This window comes from Alteromonas genovensis (assembly GCF_010500895.1).
In the GTDB taxonomy this organism is placed as follows: Bacteria; Pseudomonadota; Gammaproteobacteria; order Enterobacterales; family Alteromonadaceae; genus Alteromonas; species Alteromonas genovensis.
Window position 1 is genome coordinate 35,484 of sequence record NZ_JAAAWO010000010.1, and the last position, 19,961, is coordinate 55,444.

At 44.2% G+C, this 19,961-nt stretch carries 13 protein-coding genes; 9 read left to right on the forward strand and 4 right to left on the reverse strand.

The genetic code is table 11. The features are described 5' to 3' along the window. Positions 1 to 70 precede the first annotated feature (70 nt). Entirely contained in the window at positions 71 to 2,290 is a 2,220-nt protein-coding gene (locus GTQ48_RS13105; protein ID WP_163107079.1) for an NADP-dependent isocitrate dehydrogenase, read from the reverse strand. 691 nt (positions 2,291 to 2,981) lie between these two features. Between GTQ48_RS13105 and GTQ48_RS13110 the strand changes: the two genes are divergently transcribed. The 7 genes from GTQ48_RS13110 to GTQ48_RS13140 all read left to right on the forward strand — a co-directional run bounded on the left by GTQ48_RS13110 (position 2,982) and on the right by GTQ48_RS13140 (position 9,170). Then, a complete protein-coding gene (locus tag GTQ48_RS13110; RefSeq protein ID WP_163107080.1) occupies positions 2,982 to 3,530 on the forward strand; it encodes an rRNA large subunit pseudouridine synthase E in 549 nt (182 codons plus the stop codon). A 358-nt stretch (positions 3,531 to 3,888) separates the two neighbouring features. Continuing rightward, positions 3,889 to 4,998, forward strand: a complete 1,110-nt coding sequence (gene mnmA / locus GTQ48_RS13115; RefSeq protein WP_163107081.1) for a tRNA 2-thiouridine(34) synthase MnmA — start codon at positions 3,889 to 3,891, stop codon at positions 4,996 to 4,998. Beyond that, the gene (gene hflD / locus GTQ48_RS13120) at positions 4,998 to 5,624 is read left to right on the forward strand and encodes a high frequency lysogenization protein HflD (RefSeq protein WP_032096527.1); all 627 of its coding nucleotides are present in this window, start codon (positions 4,998 to 5,000) and stop codon (positions 5,622 to 5,624) included. Before mnmA ends, hflD begins: the two co-directional genes overlap by 1 nt. A gap of 44 nt (positions 5,625 to 5,668) precedes the next feature. After that, positions 5,669 to 7,036: an adenylosuccinate lyase gene (purB, locus tag GTQ48_RS13125; RefSeq protein ID WP_163107082.1), complete on the forward strand. Its 1,368-nt coding sequence runs from the start codon at positions 5,669 to 5,671 to the stop codon at positions 7,034 to 7,036. A 118-nt stretch (positions 7,037 to 7,154) separates the two neighbouring features. Then, on the forward strand, positions 7,155 to 8,267 hold the full coding sequence (locus GTQ48_RS13130) for a cupin domain-containing protein (protein WP_163107083.1): 1,113 nt from the start codon (positions 7,155 to 7,157) through the stop codon (positions 8,265 to 8,267). Positions 8,268 to 8,288: 21 nt separating this feature from the next. Continuing rightward, positions 8,289 to 8,747, forward strand: coding sequence for a GNAT family N-acetyltransferase (locus GTQ48_RS13135; RefSeq protein ID WP_163107084.1), 459 nt, complete (start codon positions 8,289 to 8,291; stop codon positions 8,745 to 8,747). Between the two features lie 204 nt (positions 8,748 to 8,951). Continuing rightward, entirely contained in the window at positions 8,952 to 9,170 is a 219-nt protein-coding gene (locus GTQ48_RS13140; protein ID WP_163107085.1) for a PGPGW domain-containing protein, read from the forward strand. A gap of 119 nt (positions 9,171 to 9,289) precedes the next feature. Here the strand turns inward: GTQ48_RS13140 and ppsA are convergent, their stop codons facing one another. Continuing rightward, complete coding sequence (gene ppsA / locus GTQ48_RS13145) at positions 9,290 to 11,665, reverse strand: phosphoenolpyruvate synthase (RefSeq protein ID WP_163107086.1); 2,376 nt, start codon at positions 11,663 to 11,665, stop codon at positions 9,290 to 9,292. 262 nt (positions 11,666 to 11,927) lie between these two features. Between ppsA and ppsR the strand changes: the two genes are divergently transcribed. Beyond that, entirely contained in the window at positions 11,928 to 12,740 is an 813-nt protein-coding gene (gene ppsR, locus GTQ48_RS13150) for a posphoenolpyruvate synthetase regulatory kinase/phosphorylase PpsR (protein ID WP_163107087.1), read from the forward strand. A gap of 97 nt (positions 12,741 to 12,837) precedes the next feature. Here ppsR and GTQ48_RS13155 read toward each other — a convergent pair whose 3' ends face one another. Both GTQ48_RS13155 and GTQ48_RS13160 read right to left on the reverse strand, forming a co-directional pair. After that, a complete protein-coding gene (locus GTQ48_RS13155) occupies positions 12,838 to 14,859 on the reverse strand; it encodes a tetratricopeptide repeat-containing sulfotransferase family protein (protein WP_163107088.1) in 2,022 nt (673 codons plus the stop codon). Between the two features lie 96 nt (positions 14,860 to 14,955). Then, the gene (locus GTQ48_RS13160; RefSeq protein ID WP_163107089.1) at positions 14,956 to 17,658 is read right to left on the reverse strand and encodes a TonB-dependent receptor; all 2,703 of its coding nucleotides are present in this window, start codon (positions 17,656 to 17,658) and stop codon (positions 14,956 to 14,958) included. 324 nt (positions 17,659 to 17,982) lie between these two features. Here GTQ48_RS13160 and GTQ48_RS13165 point away from each other — a divergent pair, with 324 nt between their 5' ends. After that, on the forward strand, positions 17,983 to 19,947 hold the full coding sequence (locus GTQ48_RS13165) for a choline BCCT transporter BetT (protein ID WP_163107090.1): 1,965 nt from the start codon (positions 17,983 to 17,985) through the stop codon (positions 19,945 to 19,947). Positions 19,948 to 19,961 lie beyond the last annotated feature (14 nt).

Consider the following 19,961-nt stretch of genomic DNA (forward strand, 5'->3'; position numbering starts at 1 on the left):
ACCCCAGAAGCAACACTTCTGGGTTTTTGGTATGTGCGCTATTTGTGCGCTATCAACTGAGCTAAAGCTCTTAAGCGCCGATAATTGCTTTAAGCGTCTCACTAGGTGACATTGCAGCGAAAACCTTGTCTTCGTCTGGGTAGTAGTAACCGCCAATTTCTTGCGCTTTACCCTGTGTCGCATCAATCTCTGCAATAATGTCGTCCATTTTTGCAGACAGTTCGTCATAAACAGACTTGAACTGCGCGGCAAGTTCAGCATCTTCGCTTTGATTCGCCACTTCTTGTGCCCAATACAGCCCAAGGTAGACGTGGCTACCACGGTTATCAAGCTGCCCTGCTTTACGCAGTGGTGACTTCCCGTTGTTAAGCAGTGCTTCAGTTGCCTTGTCTAATGCTTGTGCAAGAATTTTTGCTCTCGGGTTTTCGTGCTTAATAGCAACATCTTCTAGAGACACGGCTAACGCAAGAAATTCGCCTAGTGAATCCCAACGCAAATGGCCTTCTTCAACAAATTGTTGAACGTGCTTCGGTGCTGAACCACCTGCACCTGTCTCGTAAAGGCCACCGCCAGCCATCAATGGAACAATGGATAGCATCTTAGCACTAGTGCCAAGCTCTAAAATTGGGAACAAATCAGTAAGGTAATCACGAAGCACGTTACCGGTTACCGAAATAGTATCAAGCCCGCGAATTGCGCGCTCCATGCTGTAACGGATAGCGCGTACTGGAGACATTATTTGAATGTCTAAGCCAGATGTATCGTGATCTTTAAGGTAGGTATTCACTTTCTCAATCAGCTGGGCATCGTGTGCACGCTCATCGTCTAACCAAAATACCGCAGGCATGCCTGATTGACGTGAACGAGTCACCGCTAGCTTCACCCAATCTTGAATAGGCGCGTCTTTCACCTGACACATACGCCAGATATCGCCTTCCTCAACGTCATGAGAAATAAGCACGTTGCCGTCTTGGTCTACGATAGACACGGTACCATCAGCTTCTAGCTCAAATGTTTTATCATGTGAACCGTACTCTTCTGCTTTTTGCGCCATTAGGCCAACGTTTGGCACTGTACCCATTGTTGTTGGATCGAACGCACCATGCGTTTTACAGAAATTAATCGCTTCTTGATAAATAGTCGCGTACGTACTTTCTGGAATAACCGCTTTGGTATCGTGTGCTTTTCCATCCGGTCCCCACATTTGACCAGAGTTACGGATCATTGCAGGCATTGACGCATCTACAATAACGTCACTTGGTACGTGAAGGTTTGAAATGCCTTTGTCTGAATTAACCATCGCCATTGGTGGTCTATCTGCGTAACACGCATTGATATCTTTTTGGATTTCAGAACGCTGACTTTCAGGAAGGGTCGCTATTTTGTCGTAAACGCTACCTAAACCGTTGTTAGGGTTAACGCCTAACTCTTCGAAAAGGTCGCCGTACTTGTTGAACAGGTCTTTGTAGAAAACTTTAACACAGTGTCCGAATACAATAGGGTGCGACACTTTCATCATCGTTGCTTTCACGTGTAGTGAGAACAATACGCCTGAATTTTTCGCATCTTCAATTTGTTCTTCAAAGAATTCACAAAGCGCTTTTTTGCTCATGAACATGCCGTCGATAACTTCGCCAGCTAGCAAATCTACACGAGGCTTAAGGGTTTTCTTGCTGCCATCTTTACCCGTAAATTCAATGCTTACGTGACCGTCTTTTTCAACGGTAACCGACTTTTCTGCCGAGTAGAAATCGCCGCCGCGCATGTGAGCAACGTGTGAGCGAGACGCTTGAGACCATTCTCCCATTGAGTGAGGATGCTTACGTGCAAAGTTCTTAACTGCTGTTGGTGCTCTGCGGTCAGAATTACCTTCACGTAGTACAGGGTTTACTGCGCTACCAAGTACTTTGCTGTAGCGTTCACGAATCTCTTTGTCTTCATCAGTCTTCGGCGAGTCAGGAAATGCAGGTACATTGAACCCTTTGTCGTTAAGCTCTTTGATGGTTGCGCGAAGCTGTGGAATTGAGGCGCTGATGTTTGGAAGCTTAATGATGTTTACATTAGGATCTTGAGTCAAATCACCAAGTTCAGATAATGCATCCGGTACTTTTTGCTCTTCTTTCAGATATTCTGGGAAGTTTGCTAAAACACGGGCAGCTAGTGAGATGTCGGTTAGCTCAACATCAATGCCTGCCGCAGCAGCAAATTTCTTGATAATTGGAAGTAACGAATACGTTGCCAACATTGGCGCTTCATCCGTCTTCGTATAGATGATCTTAGACTTGGTCATTATATACCTCTGTTAAGTCGGCAGAGTGCTGCCGTTTTTAATCCATTCTGTTGCAACAACCCGCTACAAAAGGTAACGCCCACGGTCATTGCAATACGTAATTACTCTTTCGCCTTACAAAGCATTGCTGTCTGTAAACGCGATAATTCTCATTCGTCTTCGTTTTCCGCCGCACATCCTTCTAACAATGTGCTTAAGCGGCGTGTCTTTGCGGCATATCAATGCAACTAACGCCTTTCACATATCACTCTGTCATTTTACAACGGATAAACGAATGCACAGCCTATTACATTGGCTGCGTTCAATAGTATAGGGTCGAAAGTTCGAGTTACAAGTCATACCATTGTCTTAGTGATAAAGATCAACGTATTAATTGGCAATTTAATCTGAAACGTCAGAGAAATACCCTATATAAATAGCATTTGGAATACAGAAGGAAGTAGAGAAAGAAATACAGAAGGAAATTCAGAGGGAAACACAGGAACCTTTATTTGAACCATGCTACGATCATTGGCATGCTGAAGGTGGTGAAAAATGGTGATAACAAAGCACGTCACAAGTACAAACACCATAAAAGCTATGCTTGACAGACAATATCCAACGTATAGTTTCGTCACGTAAATGAAAACCGCAACGCAGCAACCGTAGTTTTGACAACACGCAAATCAATACCACTTTAAACAGGCTTTCTATGCAGTCCGATACAAAAGTTATTCTTTTCAACAAACCGTTCCAAGTGCTCTCTCAGTTTACCGATGCAGACGGTCGCGAAACGTTAAAAGACTATATAGAGGTTCCTGATGTGTATGCGGCGGGTCGACTCGATAGAGATTCTGAGGGACTATTAGTGCTTACCAACAACGGTAAATTACAGCACAAGCTTGCCCACCCAAAAGCTAAAACCAGCAAAACCTATTGGGCTCAAGTTGAAGGCATACCAGATAATGCCGCTATTCAGTCACTGCAAGCGGGTGTAGAGCTGAAAGACGGCATGACTAAACCTGCCAAAGTTAAATTAATGCCTGAGCCTACGGTATGGGATAGGCATCCACCTGTGAGGTTTCGTCAATCTATTCCTACTTCATGGCTTGAAATTACCATTACCGAAGGACGTAACAGACAAGTTAGGCGAATGACGGCTCACGTGGGCTACCCTACTCTGCGACTGATTCGTTATCGTGTTGGAAATTGGACCATAGACGGCATTCAAAACGGCAAGTTCGTAAGCATTGATGCATAGTGTGCAAAATAGTGTGACGAAATAACCACTTTATTTCGAGAGCCTATATTCAGTACAAGGTCGCCCGCCTTATTAGCATTAGCACTTATGGTAGAGAAAGAGTTAAAACGACTGTTCATATTGAATTAAGACGTAAACACCCTACCTTATAAGCTATGCCGTATTGAAAAGATATTAGCGTGAATTACCCCTCCAATTCTGATAAAATCCGCGACCTAAAAATTGATACGCAAGCAAGTTGTCGTTCATTCAGAGAGCGACATTGAAAAATCGGTCAAAAAGCCGGTTGAAAGAACTATCCCAGAGAACAGCCTGGGTTTTTCCTGCAATTTCCTAATTATTGAGTGTGCAAGACGTAGTGACTGACATAGATTCAAACGCCAGCAAAAAAGTTATTGTCGGAATGTCCGGCGGTGTAGATTCATCCGTTTCAGCTTACCTGCTTCAACAGCAGGGGTATCAGGTTGAAGGGCTTTTTATGAAAAACTGGGAAGAAGATGACAACGACGAATATTGCGCCGCAGCTGAAGACTTAAAAGATGCCCAAGCAGTCGCTGACAAGCTTGGCATGGAACTGCACACGATCAACTTTGCTGCAGAGTACTGGGATAACGTATTCGAATATTTCCTTGAAGAATACAAGGCGGGTAGAACTCCAAACCCCGACATTATGTGCAACAAGGAAATTAAATTTAAAGCGTTTCTAGAATTTGCAGCAGAAGACTTAGGCGCCGACTATATTGCAACGGGTCATTATGTACGCCGTCGCGAGGTTGACGGTAAATGGCAAATGCTGCGCGGGTTAGACAACAACAAAGACCAAAGCTACTTTCTTTATACACTAGGCGAAGAGCACGTTGCCAAAACGTTGTTTCCAGTAGGAGACATTGAGAAGCCACTGGTTAGAAAAATAGCTGAAGAACAAGGCCTTATTACTCATGATAAAAAAGATTCCACGGGCATCTGTTTTATCGGTGAGCGAAAATTCAAAGACTTTTTAGCGCAGTACCTGCCTGCACAGCCAGGTATTATTGAAACCGCTGAAGGTGAGGAAATAGGCAAGCACGAAGGCTTGATGTATCACACACTAGGTCAGCGTAAAGGGCTTCATATTGGCGGCCTTGCTAAATTTGGTGAAGACCCATGGTACGTAGTAGATAAAGACGTAGCACGTAACGTCCTTATTGTAGGTCAAGGTGCAGACCACCCTCGCCTCTATTCAAAAGGTTTAGTGGCGAAACAGCTACACTGGGTCGACCGAGAAAACGTGAATGCGCCGTTCAAGGCTATGGTCAAAACACGATATCGCCAGGCTGATATCCCTTGTACCATCACGCCGAAAGACAATGACACTATCGAAGTCATGTTCGACGAGCCACAAAAAGCCGTTACTCCAGGCCAATCAGCCGTTTTTTACCTCGATGAAGTATGTTTAGGTGGCGGTATTATTGAGAGCTATATCCGATAATGTTAGATGCAGATATTGAAGATAACTTAGCCCTTGCTGGTGTATGCCAAGCGGCAGCGCTTGTTCAGCAACTTGCAAGAAAAGGTACAGCAGATAATGACGCCATAGAGGCTAGCTTATCAAGTATCCTTGTTACCGATCCGGAAACACCACAGCAGGTGTTTGGTCAACTGAGTAACCTGCAGTTGGGATACTCTACTCTGGTTTCACAACTGTCCGATAAGCAGGCAACCAAAGATACAGAGCTTACTCGTTACATTGCGAGTATTCTTGGCCTTGAGCGCAAGCTAGCGCGCAAATCAAAAGCCATGCACGAGCTGGGCGACCGCATTTCACACGTTCAGCGACAGCTTGCCCATGTGGACTTTCAAAATCCACAAATTGTGTCTTCCCTTGCAAGTATATACAGCGATGTTGTTAGCCCACTTGCGCCGAAAATTCAGGTTGCAGGCAATCCCGATTACCTAAGCCAACCGGGTACCCAACATAAAGTGCGGGCAATATTACTGTCAGGTGTTAGAGCGGCGGTAATGTGGCGTCAAATGGGTGGTAAAAGACGCAACATTTTGTTCAAGCGCAAACAAATTTTAAGTAGTGCTGTTAAAGCGCTCAGATTAATCAACTAGTGCCGTTAAGGCGCTCATACTAATAAACTAGTGAGGAGCTCAAGGTGGAACTGAGTCAGTTAACTGCAATTTCCCCTGTCGATGGTCGATATGCTGGCAAAAGCGTAGAATTACGCAGTATTTTTAGCGAGTATGGCTTATTAAAGTACCGAGTAGAAGTAGAAGTTCGTTGGCTACAAATGCTGTCGAACAACGAGCACATTGAGGAAGTTCCCGCTTTTTCTGGATCAGCAAAGACGCTGTTAGACAGTATTGTGGCTGATTTCAGTGTTGAAGATGCCACTCGTATCAAAGATATCGAGCGTACCACTAACCACGATGTAAAAGCGGTTGAGTATTTTCTAAAAGAAAAGGTGGCGGATAACGCTGAGCTCTCAGCTGTTAACGAATTTATTCACTTTGCATGTACATCAGAAGACATCAACAACCTTTCTCACGGACTTATGCTTAATGAAGCCCGTGAAAGCGTTATATTACCTTACTGCGATAAACTCATAGATGCGCTTATTACACTAGCGAAAAAGTATCAGTCGGTACCTATGATGGCAAGAACTCACGGCCAGCCTGCATCCCCTACAACTATGGGTAAGGAAATGGCCAACGTGGCTATCCGCCTTAAGCGCCAGCGCACGCAAATTGCAAACGTAGAGCTGTTAGGTAAAATCAATGGTGCTGTAGGTAATTACAACGCTCACTTATCTGCGTATAAAGATGTAGATTGGCACAGTGTCTCAGAAGGCTTCGTAACGTCGCTAGGCCTAACGTGGAACCCCTACACTACGCAAATCGAACCCCATGACTACATTGCCGAAATGTTTGATGCTATTGCCCGCTTTAATACCATTCTTATCGACTTTGATAGAGATGTATGGGGCTACATTGCACTGGGTCACTTTAAGCAAAAAACCGTTGCCGGCGAAATTGGTTCATCAACCATGCCGCATAAAGTGAACCCTATCGATTTTGAAAACTCCGAAGGCAACCTAGGTCTGGCCAACGCCATTTTTGACCACCTAGCCGCTAAGCTGCCTATTTCTCGCTGGCAGCGTGACCTTACCGATTCAACCGTTTTGCGTAATTTAGGTGTGGGTGTGGGTTATGCAGTTATTGCATACCAAGCTACGCTTAAAGGCATCAGCAAGCTTGAGGTAAACGAAAAAAGTCTCACTAACGAGCTTAATAATAATTGGGAGCTTCTTGCTGAGCCAATTCAAACCGTGATGCGTCGTTATGGTATAGAAAAGCCCTATGAAAAACTAAAAGAGCTGACTCGCGGTAAAAAGGTAGATGCTGACGGTATCGCAGCTTTTATTGATAACCTTGAAATGCCAGAGTCTGCAAAAGATGAGCTAAAAGCACTCACACCAGCTAATTACATTGGCGATGCGATTAGGCTTGTAGAGCAACTGTAATAAGTGTAAATACTAGGGTGTATTATCCCTGTTAAAGCGCGGTTATTTACCGCGCTTTTTTCTTTCTCTCTTTCCTTTTTTAGCGAGCCTTTTGAGCGAGGCTTTTTAGCGAGACACTATGCAAAACTTTGATATCGACACATTTCTCAATGAATACTGGCAACAGAAACCTGTTGTACTAAAAGGTTTTTTTAAAAACTTTGTCGACCCTCTTGATGAAAACGACCTCGCAGGATTAGCACAAGAGGGTGAAGTAGACAGCAGAATAATCAGCCATGACAATGGACAATGGCATGTAGAAGAAGGGCCAATAGCAGATTTTGAGCGCGTATGCCAAGGACAATGGACATTACTCGTTCAAGGTGTGGACAAATATATCGGGGACGTAACCCCCCTGCTCGCGCCTTTCTCATTTATTCCAAATTGGCGCCTTGACGATCTAATGGTTAGTTTTGCTACCGAAGGCGCAGGGGTTGGTGCTCATATCGATCAGTACGACGTATTTTTAGTTCAGGGCAAAGGCTCGCGACGGTGGCGAGTAGGCGAGCCAGGTCATTATGCTGAAATTCATCCCCATGGAAAGCTTCGTCAAATTGAAGATTTCTTCCCCATTATTGATGAAACAATGATGCCCGGCGATGTACTTTATGTACCGCCAGGTTGGCCTCATGACGGTAAAACAATAGAAGACAGCTTGACCTATTCCGTTGGTTATCGTGCACCTGATAATCTTCAGCTTGCAGAAAGCCTAGCGATGATGCTTGATAAAGGAACGGGAAATCAGCGTTTTAGCGACCCTTCCCGCCCTAGTACCATGCAACCCGCGAAAGTTATTGCTGGCGATGTAAATGCGCTAAAACAACAGTTAATCGACACCATTAATTCAAAGGATTACACCCACTCACTGTTAGAAGCAATGAGCGAACAAGGTATTCCTGAGTTTCCATTAGAACAAGAAGTCACCATTGAGCAGGTGTCTAACGATCTTGCAACGGGCCTAAGCTTTCAGCCCGCACCCGGTATAAGGCCCTTGCTATGTGACGGTAAGAACGGACTTCCGCTAGCTTTGTACGTCAATGGTAGCCGATTCGATGTGGCCGAGAACGATATTGAGTGGTATGAAATACTTGCCTCAGGCAACACGTTCGATGCCACATCGAGCCAAGATGCCCCCTCTTTTGCATTTTTGCAGACATTAACTACACTTATTAATAACGGATATTGGGAATAGTTAATAGGGTGGAATGTCACTATGGCGTTTACGGTGAAAAGCGTCGACTGGGAAAATGGAAAACCAATCATTCAATCACTCAGAAAAAGTGTGTTTGTGGTTGAGTGGCGAATTCCGCAGGCCAGTGAATTTGATGATCAAGACAGCACGGCAACACATGTTCTGATTTTAGACAGGGACGACGAGGCGGTTGCCACTGCAAGACTCACTAGAGGTGGCGAATTAGGGCGAATAGCCGTGAAACGAAGTCATCGAACACTGTCTATCTATAAAACGTTATTTGCCGCGCTTCTTAAAACTGCAAAACAACAGTCTTTTCCTACACTCAATGTGGTGTGTAACCTCGACAGCGTGGCCTACCATCGCTCAATTGGCTTTAAACCCGCGGGTAGAGTATTTATGGACGCGGGCGTGCCAAGACAGCGTCTTAAATGTAAAGCAAAACAGTTTCCCCTACCCGACGTCACCCAGTTACACTGACACCACATTTACTACTGCTGGTATCTTCAGTGCCCCCTCTCCCAAAGAACGATATCTACACTTAGTTACATTTAACTTATTGGCTTTTACCTAACTAGAGCGCATTATCTAGTCATACGTATATAAAGTACGAACAAATGCTTTAGTAGTAACAGCATTTTTTGCCGTTTTTGTATCAAGACATATTCAGCGGGATAGATAAACATGAAGACAGTGCGATTAACCATTGGTGGGTTGCTGCTAATCAGCGGTATTATCCTTACCCTATTACCTGGCTCTATCCTCCTTGTACTTGGAGGGTTGATGCTGCTCAGTTACGATTGGCCCCGCGCTCGCGGATGGCTTAAGTTTAGCCAAAAATCGATGACAACCAGTGCGAGAAAATTAGACCGCATGATGTTGATGCGCCGGTTAAGAAAGTAGCGCTGAAAATTAGGCTAACATGCAGTTAACTAGCCGAACTCTGAATACGAACTATGAACACGAACTATGAACAAAAAAAACCGCTCAATTGAGCGGTTTTTTCGTTTTACTTTAGGCGTTTATTGACCGTGCTTTTCAGCAAGGTACAACCATGTTTCTACCACTGAATCAGGGTTTAATGATACAGAGTCAATGCCCTCAGCCACTAGCCACGCTGCAAAGTCTTCGTGATCCGATGGACCCTGTCCACAGATACCCACGTACTTGCCACGCTTCTTAGCCGCTCTGATTGCCATAGACAACAGGGCTTTTACTGCATCATCACGTTCATCGAACAAGTGAGCAATAAGACCACTGTCACGATCTAGCCCCAAGGTAAGTTGGGTAAGGTCGTTAGAGCCAATTGAGAAGCCGTCAAAGATATCTAAGAACTGGTCAGCAAGCAGTGCGTTTGACGGTAACTCACACATCATAATGATGCGAAGACCTTTGTCGCCCTTCTTAAGCCCTTGCTCTTCTAAAAGCTCAATAACTTTGCGTCCCTCTTCAACGGTTCTGACAAATGGGATCATAATTTCCACATTCGTAAGGTCCATCTTGTTGCGTACGCGCTTTATCGCTTCACACTCTAGCGCAAAACAGTCTCTGAAATCTTCTGAGATATAGCGGCTTGCACCACGGAACCCCAACATTGGATTTTCTTCATCAGGCTCGTACTGATAACCACCAACAAGGTTGAAGTATTCATTCGACTTAAAGTCAGACATACGAACAATAACTTTCTCAGGTGCAAACGCAGCGCCAATAGTTGAAATACCCTCAACAAGTTTTTCGATGTAGTATTCCGTTGGCGACTCGTAGCCCGCTATCATATCGGTAATTTCTTCTTTTAACTCTTCAGGCTGGCTGTCGAAGTTAAGAAGAGCTTTCGGGTGAACGCCTATCATTCGGTTGATGATAAATTCTAAACGGGCAAGGCCGACTCCTGCATGAGGAAGACGTGCAAAGTCGAATGCGCGATCCGGGTTACCCACGTTCATCATTACGTTAAGCGGAAGGTCTGGCATAGAATCGATGCGTGAGGTAACAACATCAAATTCAAGTACGTCACCATAGATGTAACCAGTATCACCCTCTGCACACGACACGGTGATTCTATCGCCGTTTTGAATGCTGTCTGTTGCGTTGGTACAACCTACAACCGCAGGAATACCCAGTTCACGAGCAATGATTGCTGCGTGACAAGTTCGTCCACCACGGTTAGTCACAATCGCTGATGCTTTTTTCATGATAGGTTCCCAATCAGGGTCTGTCATGTCGGTAACTAACACATCGCCCGCTTGGATCTTATCCATCTCTTCGATAGAGCCTAAAACTTTCGCAACGCCTGCACCAATTTTATGGCCAATAGCGCGACCTTCGCAAATAATGTTGCTTTGGCCTTTAAGCTGGAAACGCTCGATACTTTGAGAGTCTTCTCGGCTACGAACGGTTTCTGGACGAGCCTGTACGATGTAAAGCTTGCCGTCTACACCGTCTTTGGCCCATTCAATATCCATAGGACGCTTGTAGTGTTTTTCAATGATCTGGGCTTGTTTAGCTAGCTCCATCACTTCATCGTCAGTTAACGAGAACGTTTTACTCTGAACTGGCTCAATATCGACAATTGAAACCTGCTTGCCGTGAGCTTCATCATCAGAATAAATCATTTTAGTGAGCTTGCTGCCAATGTTACGACGAACAATAGCCGGTAAACCTTTATCTAGGGTTGGCTTGTGCACATAAAACTCGTCAGGGTTTACCGCACCCTGAACCACCATTTCGCCTAAACCAAACGAGCTAGTGATGAACACAACGTCTTCAAAGCCTGACTCAGTATCGATGGTGAACATAACGCCCGAAGAGGCGATATCACTGCGCACCATACGCTGAATACCTGCCGATAGCGCAACACCTTTGTGGTCGTAACCTTGGTGCACGCGATAAGAAATGGCGCGGTCGTTAAACAGTGAAGCAAATACGTGTTTAATGGCTACCATTACTGAGTCGTAGCCTTTCACGTTCAAAAACGTTTCTTGCTGCCCAGCAAATGATGCATCTGGCATGTCTTCTGCGGTAGCTGAAGAACGAACGGCGAAAGATGCTTCATCGCCTGCGTCCCCCTGCAGAGTGACGAATGCATCTTTGATAGCATCTTCGAGTTGTGGTTGAAACGGCGTGTCAATAATCCATTGGCGAATGTTCTTACCCGCTTCAGTAAGTGCGCCAATATCGTCAACGTCAAGTACATCTAGCGTTTCGTGGATTTTTGCTTCTAACCCGCTCTGTTCTAAAAACGCATTAAACGCTTCGGCGGTTGTTGCAAAGCCACCTGGCACCTGCACACCGGCGTTTGAAAGGTTTGAGATCATCTCGCCCAATGATGCATTTTTGCCGCCTACGCGACCTACATCGTGCATGCCCAGTTCTTGATACCAAAGTACGTAATCTTGCACAGCCCAAGCCTCCAGCTTTTTTTGTGTAGGGTATGAGGTTAATTTCAGGTTTTGTTGATTTTATTACCCGAAAAAATTCAATTCGTTAGTCGAAATGTTAATGACCACTACTTTTCGCGCGACAACATAAGTCTGTTTTAAATGGTCGTCATTCGCGATAAGCGTCTGGCTTTTCGACGAAATCATCATAGAATGGGTGTATCGAGAATGTAAACTCTTTATTAATTCTGTAATTAAATTACGACAATGTTAAGGATATGTTGTGAGAACAGCTTTTTATATTTCAGATGGCACAGCCATCACATCAGAGGTGTTTGGTCACGCTCTACTATCATTATTCCCCGTTGAGTTTAATCACAACACCATCCCATTTGTAGAAACTGAGGAAGAAGCGCAGAAAGTTTTAGAACAAATTTCTGAAAGTTTTCAAGATACCGGAGAACGACCGCTCGTTTTTTATACAATTGTGAATGTAGATATTCGCAAAATTATCTCTAAATCGGTAGGTATTAACTACAATTTCCTCGACCAATTTGTTGCTCCATTAGAGAAAGTGCTTGGCGTACCGTCTAAACCAGAAAAACATCGTACGCACAGTATTCACGAAACAACCTATGATATTCGTATTGAGGCGGTAAATTACGCGTTAGCGAATGACGATGGCTCAAACTTAAAAGACTATGACGAGGCGGATATTATTCTCACTGGCGTATCTCGCTCGGGAAAAACACCCACAAGTTTATATTTGGCACTGCAGTTTGGTATAAAAGCCGCTAATTACCCGTTTACTGAAGAAGACATGGGAGACATGCTAAAGCTACCTCCAGCATTAAGACGTTATAAAAACAAACTGTTTGGTTTAACTATTCAGCCTGAACGTTTACATCAAATTCGTTCTGAGCGACGTGCCAACAGTAAATATGCCTCGATGCAGCAATGTCGGATGGAGTTAAGAGAGGTGGAAAATTTGTACCGCAAAGAAAAGATTCCTTTTTTGAACAGTACTAAGTATTCCATTGAAGAAATATCAGCAAAAATCTTAGCCGAAACCGGACTTAAGCGAAGAAAATATTAGAGAAAGTCGGCTGAGAAATAACAGCTCTACTCTTACACTAGCTTCCATTGAAAAAAGCAGCCTGCGCTGCTTTTTTCCATTACAGGGCTGAACAATATTAAGAAGACAAACGACTTAATGCTTGTTTAAGCTCTTCTAAATATTCCTCAAATGGCTTCCATTGTTCCATACCTGTTTTATAAATAGGCTGGCGAACTTGTTCTGAGCTTGGCGTTTTGATAACTCGCTTTGTTTCGTAAAATGAGAGGCAACTTTCTTCAAACGGAAGGTCGCAAAACGCAAGTATGCGCTTTACCTGTCCTTCTAAATCATCAAGCACATCTTCATGCTGCACCGTTAATATTTCACCGGAAAGTACTGATTTCCAATGAGTCATTAACGCTTCATAAGCTACATAATAACGGCCAATATCGTCTTGTCCGTAGCTGAACTCTTGCCCTTCCCCAAACAATTGCTTAAAGCCGCTGAAGCAACAATCCATGGGAGCCCTGCGAGCATCAATGATTTTTGCGTTAGGCAGTATTTTTTTGATAAGGCCAATATGAATAAAGTTATTTGGCATTTTATCAATAAAAAATGGTGCGCCCTGCCGATAAGCTTGAGTTTGATCGATATATCGCTGACCCAGTGCTTTACACGCTTCATCGTCTAATTCGTTTACATTAAACGGATACGGCGTTTTTTTATGACTCAGTGAAGATGCAATTCCCAATACGTCATGCAGTTCCATAGTGCCATCTACCATAGAATGAGAAGCCAGTATTTGCTCAAGTAACGTTGAGCCAGCACGCGGAAGGCCGACAATAAAAATAGGGTCTGGAGCCTGACAGCCTTTAGCCTTATTAAAGCTTTCTGCATTAAACGCTTTTTGCTGAGCATCTAATGCCACTTCAGTTCTTCTAATATCAAACTGCAAGGTTCGTTTTTTAAGCGCATTACCTAGGCTGTAATAGTGAAACGCGGTTTTAGCGTCTTTTCTATCTTCAAAACCTTTACCCAATGCAAAACAAAGGTGAATTTTGTCATCTAATTTCGTAGACGCCAACGACTCCTGCTCTACCATTTTTGCCATTGTCTGCTCATCAAAACGGTAGGTTTTTGTATTGGCTAAGCTCCAGTAGGCGTCTCCAAAATCAGCGGCAAAGGCAATTGATTTTTGATAAGCGCTTACTGCTTGCTCCATGTTGCCTTGCGCTTTGTAAGCATGACCCAGAGCAACCCACAACGCGGGGCGATCATCATTGGCAGATAATAGCTCTTGGTATATGTGAATTGCTTCATCTAACGAGCCAATGCCTACCAGAGCATGAGCCAGTGAGACTTGCACGGTAAAATTATCTGGCGATAGCGCCAAGCGCTTTTTAGCCAGCGCCGCTGCTTCAGGAAATTTTCCTAACTTTGATAGCAGGCTTTGAAAGGCCGCAGCAGCCCTGTCATTGTCGGGATACATTTCAACGCAGCTTTCTAATAAAAACTCAGCGTCGCTATATACCTTTAATTGAATGCCTAATTCAGCAAGCAGCATCATGGCTTCAGGGTGATGCTTGTTATTAGTAAGAAACTGTCTGCAAACCTGTTCAGCCTTGTGCAATTGGCCTTCGTGCATTAAATCTGTAGCACCTAATAGCGGCTTTGGCAGTGAGGTTAAAAATTGAATTTGCTGCTGACACAATGTTAGCGCTTGCTTCTGGTCGTCTCTTTTATACACTTTTTCGAGCTGTTGCCACGATGCAAGTAAGGCAGGATTAAATCGAGTGGCTTGATAAAAGCTGTGGGCAGACTTTTTACCGTCTATGTTCGCGTAGCAGTAACCCAGTTCTTGAAACGCTCTTCCGTAATCTGGAAATAAAGCAATAACGTTATCAAGAGTAGCAATCGCATTTTGCGTGTTACCTGATAGCCTGTAGGCGACCGCTTGTAAATATAGCGCTTCGCGCTGTGCATCACTGCTGAGACCAGTTTCACCTGCTTTACTAGTTTCATCAAGAGCAGCGTCTGTCACATTAGATTGAGTCTGTGCAGTCAGCAATTCACTACATTGCGTGATCACCGATTGAAAGTGAGACTGCATTAAGGTTTTCTTAATAGTAAGAAGTGTTTGTTGTTCTTTTGTATTCATTTATACAGCATGCCTAAAAATAGAAAAAACGGCAAACCCGAAAGTTTGCCGTTTTAATTTTTCACCTATGGCTTAGCCAATGTCTCAAACAATAACTTAATAGTAGTCGTAAGAGAAACGCATTCCGATAGTGCGAGGTCTGTTTGTAACTACTTTTGGCGTAAACTGTTGCGTATCGATGTTTAGAACCGCTCGCTCATCAAATACATTGTCGATGTACAGTTCAGCTTTCCAAACGTCGTTCGTAACACCTACTGCTAAGTTAGCAATGAAGTATGACTCTTGAACATAACGGCCGCCACGGAAGGTTTCACCGTTTGAATCTGCGTAGGTAACGCCTTCATATACAGCGGCTTCTTGCTCAATTTTAAGACCAGAACCTGTGCCGTAAATATTCTGAGTAGCATCTTCCATTACGAAAGCATCCATTACCATGCCTGCATAGCGGTCACCCGTGTAGCTTACAGAGCCGTTAACGTAGCCGCGCTTGTCGCCATCTAGTTCAAAGAAATAGCGGGCGTTAATGTTACCAGAGAATTCTGCAGAGTAAGGTAGTTGTGAACCAACACCTGCCGCAATACCTTCAAGCTCAGAGTTAACGCTTGTCAATTCTGTATCTAGTACGCTAAACGCCGCGTTAATCACTAGGTCATCAGTAGCAAGCCACGTTAAATCTGCATCTAACCCTTTTATCTCAGCATCACCAACGTTATCAGTGAATACTAGGAATGAGATATTTGTAGGGTCGTAACGAGACGTTTGCAGGTCGGTAATTTCAGAGTAATACGCTGTCGCGTTTACGCGGAATAAACCGTCAAAGAAGTCGCCTTTTAAACCAAGCTCGTAGTTATCTAGCGTATCTGTGGTTGAATATACTGGAATACGGAAGTTGTTAAACTTGCCTTCTTGGTTTGTCGACAAACCACCACCAACACGGTTCGTTACCGGAGGACGGAAACCTTCAGAGTAGTTAGCAAACACCAATACATCTTTATTCACTTTATAATCGAGTGAAAATTTGAAAATGGTGTCGTCAACCGTTAGCACACCATTGCTATCAAGAAGATCTGTTTCTAATTGACCGCTCTGAATGGCTGCATTAACGGCATCAGGGTCTAAGCCCACTGCTGCTAATTCGTCAGCGTCTTGGGTACCAAATGCACGAATTCGGCGAGTTACGTCTACAGTAGACGTTGAACCTACGTAGATATCGTCAATTTGATACCAACGAGCACCAATACTTGCAGTTAACTTCTCTGTTAGGTCGTACTCAACCTGACCAAATACCGCTATTTGTTCAATAGTATGGGTAATGTCGTTAACAAAACTTACTTCAGCTGGGAATGGCCCGCCGTCACTATTAATGCCTTCATTGCCAACTAGCGTACGTTGAAGGTTGTCAAAACCAAACGTGCTCATTTCGGTATTAGCAATTTTGAACTGACCAACGGTCGCTACTTCTTGTTCGTCGTAGAACAAACCAGCAGTTACGCGCCAAGGCGTATCCATAGTCGTATTGAAGCGCAGCTCGTGTGTGTTACGTGTAGAAGAAGTATCTTCTTGATAGTACTTAGTTGGATCTAGACAGCGCTCATCTGCAGCGTTATCCGGCGTATCGTAGTGGTTACAAAGGTAATATGCCGAGAACAAACCACCGTTAGTGTAGCCCGTGTAGTCAGCCAAGGTGTCGATTTCACGGTCTAAATAACCACCGGTATATACAACATCGAGCTTGTCCATACGACCTTCAACGGTCCACGTTGTAAGACCAAACTCATCTCTGTTTTCATCTGCTTGGAAACGAATAGCAGACGTTTCGCCATCTAGCGTTGGGTCGTAAGAAAATACACCTTCAGTGTCTAGCGTTTGCTGAGTATGTTGTACTAGCAAGTCCCAGTCGTCATTGATGTGATACGACAAACCAAAACGAGCACCAGAGTAAACCGCATCATTGAAATCTTCTTCAACAAGTGCGTCGTTCTGAGGCGATACTACCGATGCTTCAGAACTTGAAGAGATGTTAGGGTTAGTAATGCGGTTCGCATCCATCGCCACTGGGTCAGCTAGTACGCCACCAGAGATACGGTCAACAACAACCGCGCTTCCTATATAGCCACCCTCACCAGGCACGTTTCTTACGTTGTCAATCCAACCACCTTGTTGGTCATTGTACGCCGCTACGCGAACTGCTAAGTCGTCGGTAAGTGACATATTGAAGTAGGCCTGAACAGAGTTGCTCATCTCACCGTCTTTGGTGAAGCCAATGTTAGTGTCGAAACCAGCGCCAAAACCTGTGTGGTCTGGTTTGTTAGTGATTAAACGAATAGTACCTGCCTGCGAGCTAGCGCCAAACAGTGTGCCCTGTGGCCCAGGTAGCACTTCAACACGCTCTACGTCAGTGGCGTAAACATCAAGGTTACGACCCGCCATTGAAACCGGCATTTCATCTAGGTAAAAAGCTACCGATGGTTGTAATGCTTGAACTGAAGAAAGCATTATATTTGATTGTGTTGTTGCGGCGCCGCGGATGTAAATCTCGTTTTGGCCAGGTCCCGTTCCTTGGAAAACAACGTTAGGTAGGAACTCGACGTACTCTTGGAAGTTATCAATGCCAAGATTTTCTAAGGCTTTACCGTTAAGAGCTTGAACAGCAACGGGTACGTCTTGGATAGATTCAGTACGTTTAGTTGCAGTGACTTCAATAGTTTCGAGTTTCGCGGGTGCTTTCGACTCCTGCGCGGCTATAGATGTTGTTGCCAATGCAGCGACGATCGCACAGCTAAGCTGAGTTTTACGCATAATGTGTGTTTTCCTTTGAAAATGGTTTTTTATTCTTCGGATACTGTTTACTTGAAACACGTATCAATAAGATCAGTATTATTAACCCACAAACAGAAATTAATTTCTACTCTAACGATTAAGTTTCATGCAAAAACACCGAAAATATAAACTAATGACTAATAATAAGCGAAAAAGCACACCTCGATTGCGCATTATATGAGAATTCTTCTCATTGTTAACTTCAAAGCTAATTATTTAAACTCATGTTTATAAAATCGAGAGTTTACGGTATATTTGATAGCAATCGTTTTAATCGAACAAAAGTGGAAGGATTTTTTCTGCGTGATAGAAAATGAAAACAAGTCTCCCCTAAACAAACCGGTGTTTTATACATCTTCTGCCATCATCATTTGCCTGATGTGCTTCGCGGCCTTAATGCCAACAGTCGCTGACGCTCTCTTTAAAACTGTTCAAAGTGTTATTGTGACCAACGGCAGCTGGTTTTACGTGCTTGCAGTTGCTTTCGTGGTGCTGTTTGTCGTTTACCTTGGCATGTCTCGCTACGGTGAGATAAAACTCGGTCCCGACCACGCTTCACCTGAATTCAGCTTTCCAACATGGTTAAGTATGTTATTTGCTGCTGGAATGGGTATTGGGCTAATGTTCTTTGGTGTTTCAGAACCGCTAATGCATTTTTTAGCTCCCCCAACAGCTGCAGCCGGTACAATAGATGCGGTAAGAGAGGCAATGAAAACCACCTTTTTCCATTGGGGTATTCATGCGTGGGCCATCTATGCGATTGTCGCGCTCATATTGGGCTATTTCTCTTATAGACAAAACCTCCCGCTAACTCTTCGGTCTGCGCTTTACCCACTTATTGGTGAAAGAATTTATGGGTGGCCTGGTCATATAGTCGATATCTTTGCAGTAACGTCTACGGTTTTTGGTATTGCAACCTCTCTCGGCCTTGGGGCTTCTCAAGTTAACGCTGGTTTCAATTACTTATTTGGCATGCCATCGGGTACCGGTGTTCAGATACTGATTATGGCTTGCGTTGTTGGTCTCGCTGTTATTTCAGTAACCACTGGGCTAGACAAGGGCATAAGAAGACTGTCAGAAACAAACATGGTACTGGCCATAGCACTTTTACTGCTCGTGCTAATTTTAGGCCCTACGGTTTTCTTGCTGCAGGCTTTTATGCAGAACACCGGCGCTTACCTTGCTGATATTGTTAGAAACACCTTTAACCTATTCGCCTACGACAAAACCGACTGGATTGGTGGATGGACAATTTTCTACTGGGGTTGGTGGTTAGCATGGGCACCGTTTGTTGGCCTATTCATCGCTCGTATTTCTTACGGTAGAACAATCAGAGAATTTATACTCGGCGTGCTGCTTATTCCATCGGTATTCACGTTATTTTGGATGACCGTGTTTGGAAACAGCGCCATTGACCAAGTACTCGTGCAGGGACAAGACGTGCTTGCCAATATGGTGAATGAAGATACCGCCGTAGCACTATTTGTATTTTTAGAACAATTCCCATACTCAAGCGTACTTAGCTTCATTGCAGTACTCATGGTTATCGTTTTCTTCGTTACCTCTTGTGACTCTGGCGCCATGGTTGTCGATATGTTGTGTTCACACGGACGCAACGACACACCAGTATGGCAACGAATTTATTGGGCCGTAGGTGTAGGTGTGGTGAGTGCTGTACTGCTATACGCAGGAGGGCTTGGCGCATTGCAAACTATGACCATTGCCGCAGCCTTGCCGTTTGCTATTGTATTGCTTATTGCGATGTTTGGCTTACTGAAAGCGCTGCGCGTGGAAGGCTTCAAACGCGAGAGCTTACAAGTACTTGCAGGTACACCACAGCACAGCGATGCTGACAAAAATTGGAAAGGGCGTTTAGAGAACATCGTATCGTTCCCTGATGAAGAAGCTGTACTTCGCTTTATGAGAAAAGTAGCCCTGCCCGCAATGAATGAAGTGGGTAAAGAATTTGAAGAACAGAACTTCGAAGTGAACGTTGAAGAAACTGATGAAGCTTTTATTCTTACCGTTACTATGGGTACAGACCCCGACTTTATTTATGCGGTATATCCTACTCCAACTGATCAACCTGAGTTCGCGCCATCAGAGCAAATGGACGAAGGTGTACAAAAGACGTATTATCGCGCCGAGGTTCACTTGAGTGAAGGTGGTCAAAACTACGACATCATGGGTTGGTCGAAGTTATCGGTAATCAATGATGTGATAGATCACTATCACAAGCACCAGCACTTTATTCATTTGCTTAAGTAACACACGTTACGCAT

Bases quoted from the DNA above. Each gene is read 5' to 3' on its own strand.
- GTQ48_RS13160 (WP_163107089.1), bottom strand. From the start codon at position 17,658: ATGCGTAAAACTCAGCTTAGCTGTGCGATCGTCGCTGCATTGGCAACA.
- GTQ48_RS13135 (WP_163107084.1), top strand. From the start codon at position 8,289: ATGGCGTTTACGGTGAAAAGCGTCGACTGGGAAAATGGAAAACCAATC.
- GTQ48_RS13110 (WP_163107080.1), top strand. From the start codon at position 2,982: ATGCAGTCCGATACAAAAGTTATTCTTTTCAACAAACCGTTCCAAGTG.
- GTQ48_RS13140 (WP_163107085.1), top strand. From the start codon at position 8,952: ATGAAGACAGTGCGATTAACCATTGGTGGGTTGCTGCTAATCAGCGGT.
- GTQ48_RS13155 (WP_163107088.1), bottom strand. From the start codon at position 14,859: ATGAATACAAAAGAACAACAAACACTTCTTACTATTAAGAAAACCTTA.
- GTQ48_RS13130 (WP_163107083.1), top strand. From the start codon at position 7,155: ATGCAAAACTTTGATATCGACACATTTCTCAATGAATACTGGCAACAG.
- GTQ48_RS13105 (WP_163107079.1), bottom strand. From the start codon at position 2,290: ATGACCAAGTCTAAGATCATCTATACGAAGACGGATGAAGCGCCAATG.
- hflD (WP_032096527.1), top strand. From the start codon at position 4,998: ATGTTAGATGCAGATATTGAAGATAACTTAGCCCTTGCTGGTGTATGC.